The organism is Spongiibacter sp. UBA1325, from assembly GCF_002306875.1.
Lineage (GTDB): Bacteria > Pseudomonadota > Gammaproteobacteria > Pseudomonadales > Spongiibacteraceae > Spongiibacter > Spongiibacter marinus.
The window spans coordinates 622,017-636,446 of sequence record NZ_DBTD01000010.1; the positions used below are offsets into that span (position 1 = coordinate 622,017).

Genomic DNA, 14,430 nt, shown 5'->3' on the forward strand with positions numbered 1-14,430 from the left:
CCGCCGCACTAAAACCAGATTGACGACCAGTATATCAACTGACACCGATTTGTAAACGTTCGCTAGCTATCTTTTAGCAATATTATGTATATTACCAAAAAGCGTTAAAGAAGTATAAACGAGCAATTTCAATAGACAGAATAACGAATTATTGTCAATCTTCGCCCACCGGAATTAACATAGGTGACGTAATGTTAGCACGCTCAGCATTTAATGAAGATCATGCACTTTTCCGCGACAGCGTAAAAAAGATGTATGCCAAACACCTGATTCCCCACGTAGACCAATGGGAAGAGGATGGCATCGTCAGCAGAGATTTCTGGCGGGCCTGCGGTGAGAACGGCATGTTGTTGCCAGATATTCCGCAAGAGTATGGCGGCAGCGGGCTCGACTTTAAATTCAATGCCATCATCCTGGAAGAGACCGCCATGGCGGGCACCACTGGGCCGGCATTTGGGGTGCACAATGACATTGTCGCGCACTATCTATTTAACTACGGCAGCGAATCGGCAAAGCGGCAATGGCTGCCTAAAATGGCATCAGGCGAAGCCATTGGAGCGATCTGCATGAGCGAGCCCAGCACAGGCAGTGACCTCAAAGCAATTCGCACCACCGCCACTCCGGTGGAGGGTGGGTTTCGCATTAATGGCGCAAAGACCTTTATCACCAACGGGATTAACGCCGACGTCGCAGTGATTGCCGCGCGCGTTGGGAACGACAGTGGCTCCAAATCCATCTCGTTGTTTGTCAGTGGTAGCGATGAGCCTGGCTTTTTCAAAAGTCGTAAATTAGACAAGGTCGGCAACCGCTCTTCAGATACCGCTGAACTCTTTTTTGATGACTTGTTTATTCCCACCGAAAACCTGCTGGGCCAACAGGGTGAAGGCTTTAGTTATATGATGAAGGAGCTGCCTCAAGAGCGACTTTCTATTGCCATTTCGTGCCAGGCCGCGGCACAACATGCCTACGATGTAGCGGTTGCCTACGTCAAAGAACGCCGGGCGTTCGGCAAGGCTGTTTTTGATTTTCAGAATACCCGTTTTGTATTAGCTAACCTGAAAGCCCAGCTGCAAGTTGGCTGGACGCATCTCGACGCTTGTATTCAAGCGCTTGTCGACAAGCAACTGACCACTGACGAGGCCGCCGCCGCCAAGCTATGGCATAGCGAATTACGCTGCAATGTGGTTGATGACTGCCTGCAATTGTTTGGCGGTTACGGTTATGTCGAGGAGTACGAAATTGCCAGATTGTGGCGTGACGCCAGAGTAATGCGCCTTTATGGCGGCACCTCAGAAATCATGAAAGACCTCATAAGTCGCTCAATCTAACTCCCAATACGCCATTAACGATAACAAACACTTCGGAGAAAATTATGGGCTATAAATCTATTTTCCGCGCCGATTTATTTGACCAACAGGTGATTATTATTACCGGCGGAGGCAGCGGCATCGGGCGATGCACCGCACACGAACTCGCCGCACTAGGGGCCACGGTGTGCATTGTCGGCCGAGATCTCGGCAAGTTAGAGAAAGTCCGCGGGGAAATTTTGGAGGACGGGGGAAAGTGTGCAACCTACACATGCGATATTCGCGAGGAACTGCAAGTCATCGACATGATCGAGGCCGTTCTGTGCGATCACCAGCGTATTGATGGTCTGGTTAACAATGCGGGAGGCCAGTATCGCCAAGCGCTGAAGGATATCAGCAGCAAGGGGTTTGAATCCGTCGTGCGACTGAATCTATTTGGCGGCTTTATGGTCATGCGGGAAGTCTATAATCGCTGGATGGCCGAAAACGGCGGCAATATCGTCAACATCATCGCCGACATCTGGAATGGCTGGCCAAACTATGCCCACTCAGGCGCTTCCCGCGGTGGCATGCTGACACTCACTGAAAGTGCTGCATCGGAGTGGGCCCCGGACGGCGTCAGAGTCAATAGCGTTGCCCCTGGCGGGGTTGCCAGCAGCGGCTTTGACACCTACGAACCAGCCGCACAGAAAGTTATTCTGGAGTTTCCAAAGGCCATCCCCCTGCATCGGTACGGCAACGTTGCCGAGGTCTCAGCGGCCATCGTCTACCTGCTTTCTCCGGCAGCCGCCTTTACTACTGGAAGCTGCATTCGCGTTGATGGCGGAGCACCCAACGCTCGCCTGTGCTGGAACCCTCCTCGCCCTCATCACAACTCTGAAGCCTTTGATGGCTTTCACAGGGACGAACCACCCAAACTCCTGACAGAGGGTGTTAAGAAGGAATCCACTCGCAATCGAGCGCCTTGAGACTTCCTCAGACACTCAACCCATACGATGGGCGGAAAGTCCGGCAAATAACCTGAACCTGAAGCTCAAGCTCAACCACGTAATGCAAGGAATAAAAATGAATACTCAAACAATCAAACACACACTCTTTCTGATACTTGGCATTATCGCCTTGTTAACAACCTGGCCCCACGCCATCGACTGGATGGCGAATGGCGGCAATATTCTCGATCCCATCTCATTTTTTGCAGACGCGATAAATGCCGGCGAAACCGCAGCCTTTCTGAGCATCGACATGGCCATTGCCTGGACCGTGTTTATGATCTGGGTCGTGTTTGACGCTGAACGCATTGGCATGGGGAAGAAGTGGGGCTTTTTCTTCGTGGCCCTATCTTACGTCGGCGTATCCTTTACCTTCCCGGTGTATTTAATCGTGCGGGAACGTTATATCGATAAGCACTCTTCCACCACGAAAGCCTAACAAAACCGGGCTAGAAGCGCGTTATACACACCGCGCTGCTAGCAGAGTAGCTATTTTTAACGCCTGCTCAGTTCCTGCATTTAGGCTTGGCATGGGTCAACTAAACTGCTAGCATGCTAGCACGTCAAACAAACATTCAGTGCAATTTACAGACATTGAAAGGATCGAAAAGTCATGAACAATCAGTACGACGCCATTGTGATTGGCAGTGGAATTGGTGGCGGCGCAATTGGTGCGCTGCTCGCTCACCAGGGCTGGAATGTTTTGCTCCTGGAGCGTAATAAGCATATAGGCGGTCGCTGTATATCCTACGAACGCAATGGCTGCATGATGGATCTGGGCTGGCACTTTTACTGCTTGGGCAAAGTAGGCCCCCTGCAGGAAATCTCGAACCGCGTCGAACTGCCCGGCGGCATTCCCTGGAATGACTTGAATGGCACATCATTCATTCAAGTGGGAGAGATTCAACGCAAATACACCAAAAACTCCATGTATGAAGTGGTTGCTGAAAGTGAAAGGGACAACTTCAAACGCCTGTTCAGCGACGTGTTCACACTGAGCGACGAGGAGTTAGATAAACTCTGGTACGTTCCCGTAAAGGACTGGGTACTGAGCTATACCGACGACCCGATGGGCTATACCCTGATCGAAAGCTTTGTCTCGCAATACTTTTGCGTACCTTCAGATGTTGCTAGCTGCGCAGAATTCATTCTGGCCTTCCGGGGTGTTATGTCTAATCGCGCAACCGCCTATCCCTCTGGTGGTAACTTCTCCGTTGCTAAAGCATATATAGATGCCATAAAGCACTATAACGGTACCGTACTTACAGAAACCCCAGTCGAAAAGATTCTGGTAGAGGACGGCGCCGCAGTAGGCGTACGCACTGAAGACGGCGACGAATACCGAGCGCCAGTCATTATCAGTAATGCCGACATTCAGCTAACCGTGCAAAAACTCGTTGGCCAAGAGCACTTCCCCAAAACTTACGTAAACCGCATCAATGAACTCACCTACTCGGCTCACGGCGTTATGCTCCGCGTGCTCCTATCTGAGAAAGTGACCGACAAACAAGTCGTTATCTATATTCCCGACGAAAAGTCACCACCGTGCAAAGTGACCGACGAAATGAAGGAAGGCAAAGTACCGCACCTCATTGGTGGATGTTTCGGTTCACCCAGTAATTTTGACCCCAACCTGGCCCCACCTGGTAAGCAGATGATTACTTCGCTGCATGCCTGTCCAGAAGATATCCGTGCGAACATGGATCAATGGCGCGAGTCGCTTATGCGCTCATTCTACGAAGTCTACCCCGAAGCCAAAGGTAAGGTTGAAAAGATCTGGATCGACCCACCTTCGCTTGTGCGCGGAATGGCTGGCGAAAACGGAGTCATTATTGGCGTAGGTCAGACCATCGACCAGGTACATGAGAAGCGCCCATCTCAGGTCAGCCCCCTTAAAGGCCTGTATTTCAGCTCATCCGAGGCAGGTGGACACGGTATTGGTACAGAGTTGGCAGCAACTAGCGCACTCGAACTATTCGATATACTGCTTCCAGAAGCAAATGTGAAACAGGCAAGTTAATCAAGTATGCCCAATGGGCCTATTGCCCATAGGCACCACCAGCGCTAGACTCTGCGCTGGTGGTGCTAGCCTTCCAATACCAACGCCTCTCTCGAAACTAAGCCTACCTCGGTTCCCATGACAAAGCTCGACACATCAACCCCTGCAAAACTGAGCAGCCACTCAAGCTCTGCCTGGAGCCGCGCTATCGTTCGTGGCGTTCGCGCAAACGACCTGTCAGGCAAAGCTGGTGAGATCGCATCAGAGCTTGAAGACCGGCTAGTAAGAGGCGCGTATAAGTTTGGAGAGAATCTGTCCATTTACAATCTTGCAAAGGAGTTCGGCGCCAGTCGCCAACCTGTATCTGCGGCGGTTTTATATCTTGGCACAGTTGGCTATCTGGAAATAATACCCCAAGTGGGGTGTCGAGTCGTATCTCCCAGTCCTCAAGATGTCGAAGACTTTTACATGCTTTTCGCCCGAACCGAAGCGCTTATAGCCAGATTCGCGAGCGAACGATACCAGGAAGACGAAGCAATTCAGCTAAAAGAAATAGCCAACGCGTTGTTACTCAACTCCTTTCAAAATGTAAATGATCGCCGCAATATGGCAGATGATATATCAATTTTTCACGACCATATGAGCGCGATGGCACGTTCAAAAATACTCGTTGACCGCATAAGTAATTTAAGACGAATTTTTCGATTCTACCTCAGCCAAAATCACGAGGAAGCTAAGGCGCAATCTCCATCATTAAGCTCACTAAACCAAGGCCGAGTAAATCTTGCAGAGAAAATAATCGCAAGAGACGCACTAGGCGCAGAAAGGCATATGGAGAGCTATATTCTTGATTATTTACAAGAGTGGGCTCGAGTCGTTTAATCCAAGCTACCACTACTTTGCGGCGGACATTTTTGCGCGGCCTTAATCACTCTCTCAATTCTCGCACCAGTTTAAATTTCGCTGTTAACCCGTCCGCAATAAAAAAAAGGCCGCCCATATGAGCGGCCCTGCTGAAAAAGACAGACTAAAACGCAGCCAGTTTTTTCTCAAACCTCTAAACCACTATCATTGACCTGGCACAGCCCGAATAAGCCCCAGCGAATTCTGCTCAAGAATCACCGCACCAAGGTCAAGAACAGCCGCGTCTGCTGAGTCCATCTCTAGACCCGGCAAGGTTAAATTATCCAGAGCAGAAACCCCATTCACAAGCTCACTGGCAATGCCTCCGCCTTGAACTACGAGATCATTTATTAGCGGGGAAATGCCCGACGCCAGCTGCAAATATCCCTGCTGAAACGCGTCGTTACTAGAGAGTGGTGCAGTAAGCGGTGTTAGAACACCATTGAGCACAGGCCTACCGCTATCGACTAAATCAGAAACAAAATTCACCTGCGCATTCACAAGCCCTGCTGATCCACTAAAAATAATCGAGAGCAATGTCATCTTGAAACTTTTCATTTAAAACTCCATTTCGTTATTACCGGGTGGGACGCTTCGATTGATCCATGATCAAATTGAATCTTGGCACCTCAAAATTATTCATAACGTTACAATTCACGCCCTAAAAAAAGACCGCCCACTACGGGCGGCAAGTCCTGGGACAGGTAATACTCATTCTGATTAATTTACGAAGACATCGAAGTCCCATTTGAGCTTCAAGCCATAGAGACGTGGCGGCGCCAGAGTAGCCGTCCGACCAAAGTCTTGCTGCAAGATACCGGAGTAGTAGTCTTTGTCTTTTGCATTATCAACAAATGCGGTAACCTGAATTCCCCATGGATCGTAGAACCAGCTAGCTCGAACTGACCACAACTCATACTGATCCTGTACATAGAAGGGGGAATTCTGCGCCGTTGTGAAGTACTCACTCTTAAAGGAGTAATCAACTCCAAACTCAACTGCGCCATACTTATCAAAATTGTAAAACTGATTCAGGGAAAGCGTAGAGGTAAAGTTGGGCGAGCGAGGTACATCGTTACCGCTAAAGTCCCTGGGGCCATTGATCACGGCAGTGGAACTCACCGGCAGAATGCCGCCGAGACCAAGGAGTTCTAAGGCAATGTCTTCTGGCGCACCAGGACCGAAATAAAGCCCTGTAGTATCGTCAAAGCCCTCACCCTGCTCATATTCAGTGAAGATTGATTCAACGTAAGTCGCGCCGCCGGTCAGAACCAGGCCAGGATTCCAGTTCGGCATGGGCTGCCACTGGAAGTCTACTTCAGCGCCCTCTACCTCCGCCTCGTCCGCATTGCCATACCGCACAATTGCACCTGAGGTGAAAGACACCAGGCCAGTCAGCTGATTTTTGGTACGGGAGGCAAAGAGGGCCCCGTTTAATTTCAGCGTACCATCCAGCCATTCAGACTTTATCCCCAGCTCGGCAGCTATCGTTTCTTCCCCTTTTACCGCATCCGGGTTACCAAAGAAGTTAACGATATTGTAGGTCGGACTTTTATAGCCACGCTGCAGAGAGGTATAGACCTGCATAACTTCCGTAGGAAACCACTGCAAGGAAATTTTCGGGGAGAGTGTCGTTTCTTCCAGTGGCGGTGCCTCAAAGGTAGAAATTCGGGTATTACGCGAATAATCGTTACCGCTGAAGTACTCGCGCTCATTGTAATCACCCCCTAGCGTATTGACGAAATCAAGATAGGTACTGCCGATTCCTCGCGTTTCTTCCTGATAGCGGGCACCCAAAGTTAAGGCCCATTCGTCGTTAAACGTCCAAGTTCCTTGCGCATACAATGCGTCAGAGTCAGTCGTCAGAATCCCTGCTGACTCGAGTGTGATGCGTGGAGAATCTGCAATAACGTTACCTAGGTTAAGACCTAGCAGTGGATCAGTCACACTACTAACCAAACCTGTGGGTATTAACCCAGAAACAAGACCTGTATTCAAAAAGAAGGCCAATCGGCCAAAACCGCCCTCTGCTTTAAGACCGTAGTAACCGGCAACCCACTCTAATTTATCGGAAAGCGGCGTCTCTGCATTCGAGGTAATTTGCAGCTCTATCGTTTCCTGCTCGTTGTACTGATTGTAGACAAAGAAGCCAGCGCGATCTTCATCTGTTGAGTCGTAATCGTATTGGCCCCAATCCACATCGGCCAATTGATCAGAGTAGGTCAATTTGATATCAACCGGGCCCGGGCGCCACTCAAAGATCGCGCCGTACATGGTATTGATCGTACCGTTACCGCCTTCATAGTTGGTGTGGGTGTCACGATCCGGCTCATCGGTTTCCGCGCCCGCGCCAAATACCAACGAAGGCCGAGTATTTTCCTGGGTCAGAGAGTTACCGTTAAACTGGTTAACATAGGATCCAATCAGGGTCAGGCTATAATCTTCAAGAAAATCCCATTTAATTTTGGCGCGCCCACCTTCAGAAAAATCCTCGCGCCAGGTGCGCTTCTCGCCATTACTAAAGTTTTGGCCGTAGTTTTCGTGGGTATCTTTAAAGCCCGAAAGGGTAAAGCCCAAACCCTCGACACCTGGCACATCTACGCCAACAAAGGCCTGGTACTCTGCAGTGTCGTAGTTCCCCTGAACATATTTAAGATTACCAATAAACTCGTCAACCGGGGGATCTTCAGTAGTAATGTTTATTGCACCGGCGGTTGCATTACGCCCAAACAACGTACCCTGTGGCCCCTTCAATACCTCGACACGCTTTACAGGCCCCAGCGAATCCTGCTTACCCTGGCTGGCTGGAATATTAATGCCATCAATATAGGTCGCAACACTGGGGTCAGCGTTTGGCAGGAAGGCTTCACTACCAACACCACGTAGATAGATCAGGGTATAGCCATACGTGTAGGTAAATGTCAGCCCCGGGGTGATTTTTTGCAGATCCGCAGTATCTTCGATATTAAACGCATCAAGCTTTTCTCCAGAAAAAGCCTGAATGGTGATCGGAATATCCTGAGCATCTTCTTCACGCTTCTGAGCAGTAACCATTACCTCTTCGAGAAGACGGTTCGACGCTCGTGGCTTGCCAGCCTCTTGCGAGTAAACCGGACCCACCGCAATAGGCAAGGACGCTAACGCAGTTGCCATGATTTTCTTATTCATAAATCTCCACCTTCGTAAATTTAATTTTATTCAAGGAAAATGTAGTTTTAATGCTAATTTTGCGCATGCTAACCAATTTCAGATAACAATGCCAATTACAAACTTGGACTCAAAAATTTACTAAACTTGTGTAGTTTTAATTATGGGAAAAACGGGTTTTGAACTTATAATTTCAATATTGCTTTAACGCACTCGCCTCGGTGCTGGGCCTCAACGGCTTCATTGATGTTTTCGAAGTCGTAGAACTGGCACAGCTTGTCGAACGGGAATTTTCCATCCATAAAGAGGTCCACCATCACCGGAATGAATTCCGCTGGATTGGCGTCTCCCTCACAAATCCCCTTCACTTTGATTCCACACAGCAGCATATTCAGCACGTCAATCTTCAGAACTGCGTCGTCCGGATTGCTAGGCACACCCACAAAGCCAATCTCACCGCCCGCCCCCATCGACGCCACCAGACTACTGATTACAGCTGCCTTACCTGTGGTGTCTAGCGCATAATTCAGGCCATTAGGCGCAATCGCACGAAGCTGCTCTACAAGATCACCCGCCATCGGATCGATCGCATGGGTCGCACCAAGACTTAACGCCATTTCACGGCGATTAGCGTGGGGCTCCACAACAATAATGGGATTACATCCCTGCACCACCGCGCCCAGAACGGCCGATAACCCGACCGCACCACCACCTGTAACGGCGACAGCAGCGCCCGACTCACAACCGAAGGCCCGCATAAAGGTGCCCGCCCCGGTCTGAATTCCACAACCAAGGGGGCCGAGCAACTCCAGCGGCGCATCGTCACGGACTTTAACCACATTATTTTCCTGGGCCAGTGCGTAACTACCAAAAGATGACTGACCGAAGAAATGACTGCCTACCGCATTGCCATTTGCATCTATAAATGCCTTGCTGCCATCACCGCGCATACCCACAAAGTTTAAAGGAGCAAACTGTTGGCAGTAATTATGGTGGTCATGCTCACAAGGCTCGCAAGCACCGCATGATGTAAACGACATCACGACATGATCACCTGGTTTGACTGCGGTTACCCCGGCACCCACCTGTTCGACAATACCGGCGCCCTCGTGCCCAAGAACAACAGGTAATTCAGACGGCAGAAGCTGGTCTCGCGCGGCAATATCGGTGTGGCATACCCCTACAGCCACCACTCGCACAAGCACTTCGTGATCTCTAGGCTCTTCCAGCTTGAGCTGCTCCAACTGAAATTCTGCCCCCGCGTTACGACTTACTGCGGCTGTTACTTGCATATTGTTCACCTGTGATTATTTTGCTTTAGCTGTATATCGCCTTATTGGCCTCTGACCAGGGATTCAATCTTCGAGCAAGGCACAGACTGACTTGCTCTCGGTGTACATCAGCACGCCCTCATCACCGACTTCCCGACCGATACCGGATTCTTTAAAGCCACCAAAGGGCATGGCTGCATCAACAACAAAGTAGGTGTTGATCCACACCGTACCCGCCTGCAGCGTAGCCGCCATCCGGTGACTGGTTTTCATATCCTTGCAGTAGAGGTTGGCTCCCAGGCCATAGCAGCTGCTGTTGGCTAGCCTGATGGCTTCTTCCTCGGTGCTGAATTTGGTGGCCGCCAGTACCGGGCCAAAGATTTCTTCATTGAACACCCGGCTCTCGGAGGTCGCGCCGGAGAGAATAGTGGGACGAACGAAGTAACCCTGTTCAGGCAACGGTACATCAGGGGATATCGCCTCAGCGCCCTCCTGCTGACCAATATCAATATAGCTTTGAATACGGTCACGCTGCTTCTTATTAACCACCGGGCCTATCATCGTCGCCGGATCTTGACCTGGGCCGATAGGCAGGTTTTTGGCGACTTCATTAATGCCCGCCACAACGGTGTCATAAATGGATTCGTGGCACAGTAGGCGAGATCCCGCAAAGCAGGTTTGACCAGAATTGAAGAAAATAGCCATGGCCGCATCAGGAATGGCTTTTTCCAGATCCGCATCCGGCATGATGATAGTGGGTGATTTTCCGCCAAGTTCAAGACTGACTCGGCGCAGGTCATTGGCCGAGCTACGCAAGATATGCTTGCCGACATTCGTTGAACCAGTAAAGGCAATTTTGTCGATACCTGGATGGGTAATCAGCGCCTCTCCCGCTTTCTCACCGAAACCGGTAACGATATTTACCACCCCCGGTGGCACACCGGCCTCGAGGATTAGCTCGGCCATACGCAAAGTACTCAGCGAGGTCACTTCTGACGGCTTCAGAACTACCGTACAGCCCGCGGCCAGAGCAGATGCAATTTTCCAGGCCGCCATAGGAAGGGGATAATTCCAGGGCACAATCTGCCCGATCACGCCCACCGGCTGACGCAGAGTGTAGGCATGATACTGCCGACCATCACCGGACACCGGCAAGGTCTTGCCATAAATCTTAGTGCACCAACCTGCCATATAACGGAACACTTCGACCGCGGATGGCACGTCGACCATCATGGCGAGATGCTTGGGCTTGCCGTTATCAAAGCTATCAATCAAAGCGAGCTCTTCAGCATGGGCTTCAAGCTTGAGTGCGACCTGCTCCAGCAAACGGCTGCGATCAATGGGACGCATCTTTGCCCAAACGGGAGATTCAAAGGCCGCTCTAGCCACTTTCACAGCGCGATCAATATCTTCGGCACCACCAGCGGCTACCTGCGCAAAAACCTCACCGGTAGCTGGATTTTCGACGGGCAAAGTTTCACCACTGAGCGAATCAAGCCAATCTTCACCAATGAGCATTTTACCCGAGGGCAGCTGGATATCGCTTAAGCTATTCATCACTTTAATCCTTATTGTCTATGTTCGGGACGGGGCCAGGAAAGTTAGCGCTTAGTCTTGTCGGGAAATCCCGTGACTGGCATCAAGGAATTTGTCGGCATGGACGTTTTTCGGGTCTATCCCCAGAGGTACTACAGTGTCCGTAACGGCGTCGATCATAGGTGGCGGCCCACAGAGGTATACCTGGGTATCGGCGGACAGATATTGCCCTGCCGCGCCTTCGATCGCTGTGTTCACAAAGCCGCGAAGCCCCGTCCAGCCACTGTCTTCAGGCTCGTCTGAAAGCACGGGGACAAACTGGAAAGCACCATCCCAGGCCTCTCCAATTTTGGCAATGCGATCCAGGCAATAAAGATCCGCCTGAGAACGCGCGCCGAAAAACATGACACAGGGGCGCCCGTGGGGAGTTTTAGCCGCCTGCTCAAGCAGGCTGATAATTGGCGCCAGACCACTACCCCCGCCAACACAAATGATCGGACCTCGCCCGTCGCGCAACCAAAAGTTGCCAGAGGGGCCGTGAACCTTGATCTTTGCCTGATCTAGCTTTCCATCAAACAGCAGGCCAGTGAATTCCCCACCGGGCACATGACGAATAAAGAAATCAATCTCCCGGAGGCCGTCTTCCGATGGCGGCAGGGCGTAGGAATAGGAACGCCCTCCAAACACCTCATCGATATGAAGCTGGACGTACTGACCAGCATCAAACCACATTGGACGATCAAGACGCAGCGTAACCTTTTTAACATCGTGAGTGAGGTCTTCGGTAACAACCACCTCGCCATCATAGTCTTCCGGAGGGTGCAGCTGCTTGAGCTCAAAGTTAGGAATACTAATCGTAACATCTGACTTCAAGGCTGATTGGCAGGTCAGTATCATGTTTTCTTGAAGCTCCTCGGCCTCAAGTACATAGGCAAAATTCGTCAACTCACGCACCTTACCCCCCGAGGTCAGCTTACACTTGCAGCTGCCACAGGTTCCCACTGTACAGCTGTGCGGCATCGCGTAGCCGTGAGATAAACCCGCTTCCAAAATTGACTGACCAGGCTTAACGTCAAAACTTATTCCTGCAGGCTCAATCGTAACCCGCTTCGGAGAAGGCTTTAAAAACGAAAATAATGACACACTAGACCTCTTTTCATTATTTAACGGGCCAAGCCCTTAGTTAGATGACATTAAATTAAGCATGCGAACTATATTTGTCAAGCCCTAGATACACCCTAACAAACCCCGGCTGAAAAATTGGCCTAAACCGCTAGCTAACAAACAGCTCACGCACACTACCTTTTGCATTAAAATCAGACATAAACCCGCCACATCCTAGAAAAACCGCGGGGAAATTTGAACAAACACCCAAATCTCAACACGTTTTCACCCCAAAATGACAGCGCGCCCTCTCACTGCCGAAGCGGCGGACAAATAGGTTACATTTCAACATTTACAAATTCATTTCGCACGCGTACTATTATTGCTTAGCATACGGTAACCCCAGTTCATCCAACAAACCGTGAACCGGACAAATAATTTCGGCAGGTAGCTCACTATGTTTAACAAGACAACTCTAGAAACAAAGCGAATCCTAGTAACCGGCGCAGGAACCGGCCTCGGGAAAGAAATCAGCCTAGGCTTTCTACGATCTGGCGCCGAAGTCTATATTTGCGGGAGAAGAGAAAGCGTATTGAAAGCCACCTGCGAAGAACTTAACGAAGTCGCTCCAGGGAAAATTCACTACCGCGTCTGCGATATTCGCTCGCCGGATTCAATCGAAGAAATGATCGAATCCATTTTTGCAGAAGGCCCATTAACGGGCTTGATCAATAACGCCGCAGCTAATTTTATTGCACCCACGAAGGATCTCTCCCCTAGAGGCTACGAAGCCATTCGTTCCACGGTAATGGACGGCTCCTTTTACACCGTGCTCGCCATTGGCAAGCGCTGGATAAAACTGGGCATGACCGGCAGCATCGTAAGCAACCTGGTGACTTGGGTTTTCACTGGTTCGGCTTATGTCGTGCCTTCGGCAATGTCGAAAACGGCAATCGACGCCATGACAAAGTCACTAGCAGTAGAGTGGGGGCAATATGGCATCCGGGTGAATGCTGTCGCCCCCGGCCCCTTCCCCACCGAAGGTGCATGGGACAAGCTAAACCCCACCGGTAAATCCACAGGCGCAACCGACTCCTCCAGCGTTCCAATGCGGCGCTACGGCAAAATGGACGAACTCCGCAACCTGATGATTTTTCTGCAGGCTGATGGCTGCGAATACCTCACCGGACAAACCATCGCCATCGACGGCGGCCACCACCTGGCAGCGCCCAGCACCTTCGCCAGTCTTTGCGACCTAAGCGACGATGACTGGAAGTCGATCAAGGATTCTATAAAGGCATCTGCCGAAAAAGAAAAAGCCGAGCGCAGCATCGGCTAAGCTGCCCCCAACCCAAAATAAGTAGGAGAAGCCAGCGTGGAACTGACCGCATTTAAATTCAGCATAGAAAACCATGTCGCTCGCATTACCCTCGCGCAGGGCGAACGAGGAAACCCGTTCGACCTCGCATTTTGTAGCGACTTCAACAAGATCGCCACTGAATGCGACAACAATCGCGATGTGCGGGCGGTAATCATCGACGCTGAAGGCAAGTATTTCAGTGTTGGCGGAGATCTTAAATCCCTGGCGACGGGCACCCAGGAGGCCTCTTCGCATTTTGTTAAGGCTGCCACATCTACCCTGCATATGGGCATATCGCGCCTTGCACGTATGGATGCGCCAGTGATTTTCAAAACTGATGCACTGGTGGCGGGCGGAGCAGTCGCGCTGGCCTCCGGAGCAGATTTTGTTCTGGCCGGACCAAATGCAAAGTTCTATGCCGCCTTCGCCGGCATCGGATTTTCATGCGACAGCGGCTCGTCATACTATCTTCCGCGGCGAGTTGGCCTGCGCCGTGCCTTTAGCTTTTTCAGTCGAAATGAGATGTGGTCAGCGGAACAGGCTCTGGACTATGGGCTGGTGAGTGAAATTCATTCGTCCGAAGAGCTGGAAGATAAATCAGCGGCATTAGCCAATGAGCTCGCTTCAGGGCCCACCTATACCTTTGGAAAACTAAAAAACCTGTTCCTGGAGACCTTTCAAACTCCGCTCGAAACTCAACTGGAAATGGAAGCCAGGGCACTAACTGACTGTACGCGAACCCAGGACACATGGAGTGCCGTTCAAGCCGTCGCAAATAAAAAGAAAGCCGTATTTGAATACAAATAATACTAAA

12 protein-coding genes are annotated in these 14,430 nt (G+C 50.7%); 7 read left to right on the forward strand and 5 right to left on the reverse strand.

The window, feature by feature from the left end:
* Positions 1-191: 191 nt before the first annotated feature.
* The 5 genes from B3K78_RS14765 (at position 192) to B3K78_RS14785 (ending at position 5,177) form a co-directional block, all read left to right on the forward strand.
* On the forward strand, positions 192-1,328 hold the full coding sequence (locus B3K78_RS14765; RefSeq protein ID WP_286696047.1) for an acyl-CoA dehydrogenase family protein: 1,137 nt from the start codon (positions 192-194) through the stop codon (positions 1,326-1,328).
* 44 nt (positions 1,329-1,372) lie between these two features.
* Entirely contained in the window at positions 1,373-2,275 is a 903-nt protein-coding gene (locus B3K78_RS14770; protein WP_286696048.1) for an SDR family oxidoreductase, read from the forward strand.
* 97 nt (positions 2,276-2,372) lie between these two features.
* Positions 2,373-2,735, forward strand: a complete 363-nt coding sequence (locus B3K78_RS14775) for a DUF2834 domain-containing protein (protein WP_286696049.1) — start codon at positions 2,373-2,375, stop codon at positions 2,733-2,735.
* 174 nt (positions 2,736-2,909) lie between these two features.
* Positions 2,910-4,316 (forward strand): phytoene desaturase family protein, encoded by a 1,407-nt coding sequence (locus B3K78_RS14780; RefSeq protein WP_286696050.1) that lies wholly within the window; start codon positions 2,910-2,912, stop codon positions 4,314-4,316.
* 117 nt (positions 4,317-4,433) lie between these two features.
* Positions 4,434-5,177 carry a GntR family transcriptional regulator gene (locus B3K78_RS14785; protein WP_286696051.1) on the forward strand — a complete coding sequence of 248 codons (744 nt, stop codon included), beginning with the start codon at positions 4,434-4,436 and terminating at the stop codon, positions 5,175-5,177.
* Between the two features lie 186 nt (positions 5,178-5,363).
* Here B3K78_RS14785 and B3K78_RS14790 read toward each other — a convergent pair whose 3' ends face one another.
* The 5 genes from B3K78_RS14790 to B3K78_RS14810 form a co-directional block, all read right to left on the reverse strand.
* Positions 5,364-5,756: a hypothetical protein gene (locus B3K78_RS14790; protein WP_286696052.1), complete on the reverse strand. Its 393-nt coding sequence runs from the start codon at positions 5,754-5,756 to the stop codon at positions 5,364-5,366.
* Between the two features lie 162 nt (positions 5,757-5,918).
* Positions 5,919-8,366: a TonB-dependent receptor gene (locus B3K78_RS14795; RefSeq protein WP_286696053.1), complete on the reverse strand. Its 2,448-nt coding sequence runs from the start codon at positions 8,364-8,366 to the stop codon at positions 5,919-5,921.
* A gap of 164 nt (positions 8,367-8,530) precedes the next feature.
* On the reverse strand, positions 8,531-9,637 hold the full coding sequence (locus tag B3K78_RS14800; protein WP_286696054.1) for an NAD(P)-dependent alcohol dehydrogenase: 1,107 nt from the start codon (positions 9,635-9,637) through the stop codon (positions 8,531-8,533).
* A gap of 63 nt (positions 9,638-9,700) precedes the next feature.
* Positions 9,701-11,173: an aldehyde dehydrogenase family protein gene (locus B3K78_RS14805; protein ID WP_286696055.1), complete on the reverse strand. Its 1,473-nt coding sequence runs from the start codon at positions 11,171-11,173 to the stop codon at positions 9,701-9,703.
* Positions 11,174-11,224: 51 nt separating this feature from the next.
* The gene (locus B3K78_RS14810; RefSeq protein WP_286696056.1) at positions 11,225-12,295 is read right to left on the reverse strand and encodes an NADH:ubiquinone reductase (Na(+)-transporting) subunit F; all 1,071 of its coding nucleotides are present in this window, start codon (positions 12,293-12,295) and stop codon (positions 11,225-11,227) included.
* 418 nt (positions 12,296-12,713) lie between these two features.
* On the opposite strand from B3K78_RS14810, the gene B3K78_RS14815 reads away from it, so the two are divergent.
* Both B3K78_RS14815 and B3K78_RS14820 read left to right on the forward strand, forming a co-directional pair.
* Positions 12,714-13,595, forward strand: coding sequence for an SDR family oxidoreductase (locus B3K78_RS14815; protein ID WP_286696057.1), 882 nt, complete (start codon positions 12,714-12,716; stop codon positions 13,593-13,595).
* A 36-nt stretch (positions 13,596-13,631) separates the two neighbouring features.
* Complete coding sequence (locus B3K78_RS14820; RefSeq protein ID WP_286696058.1) at positions 13,632-14,423, forward strand: enoyl-CoA hydratase/isomerase family protein; 792 nt, start codon at positions 13,632-13,634, stop codon at positions 14,421-14,423.
* The last annotated feature ends 7 nt before the right edge of the window (positions 14,424-14,430 follow it).

Bases quoted from the DNA above. Each gene is read 5' to 3' on its own strand.
- B3K78_RS14800 (WP_286696054.1), bottom strand. From the start codon at position 9,637: ATGCAAGTAACAGCCGCAGTAAGTCGTAACGCGGGGGCAGAATTTCAG.
- B3K78_RS14795 (WP_286696053.1), bottom strand. From the start codon at position 8,366: ATGAATAAGAAAATCATGGCAACTGCGTTAGCGTCCTTGCCTATTGCG.
- B3K78_RS14775 (WP_286696049.1), top strand. From the start codon at position 2,373: ATGAATACTCAAACAATCAAACACACACTCTTTCTGATACTTGGCATT.
- B3K78_RS14790 (WP_286696052.1), bottom strand. From the start codon at position 5,756: ATGAAAAGTTTCAAGATGACATTGCTCTCGATTATTTTTAGTGGATCA.
- B3K78_RS14770 (WP_286696048.1), top strand. From the start codon at position 1,373: ATGGGCTATAAATCTATTTTCCGCGCCGATTTATTTGACCAACAGGTG.
- B3K78_RS14805 (WP_286696055.1), bottom strand. From the start codon at position 11,173: ATGAATAGCTTAAGCGATATCCAGCTGCCCTCGGGTAAAATGCTCATT.
- B3K78_RS14765 (WP_286696047.1), top strand. From the start codon at position 192: ATGTTAGCACGCTCAGCATTTAATGAAGATCATGCACTTTTCCGCGAC.
- B3K78_RS14815 (WP_286696057.1), top strand. From the start codon at position 12,714: ATGTTTAACAAGACAACTCTAGAAACAAAGCGAATCCTAGTAACCGGC.
- B3K78_RS14785 (WP_286696051.1), top strand. From the start codon at position 4,434: ATGACAAAGCTCGACACATCAACCCCTGCAAAACTGAGCAGCCACTCA.
- B3K78_RS14780 (WP_286696050.1), top strand. From the start codon at position 2,910: ATGAACAATCAGTACGACGCCATTGTGATTGGCAGTGGAATTGGTGGC.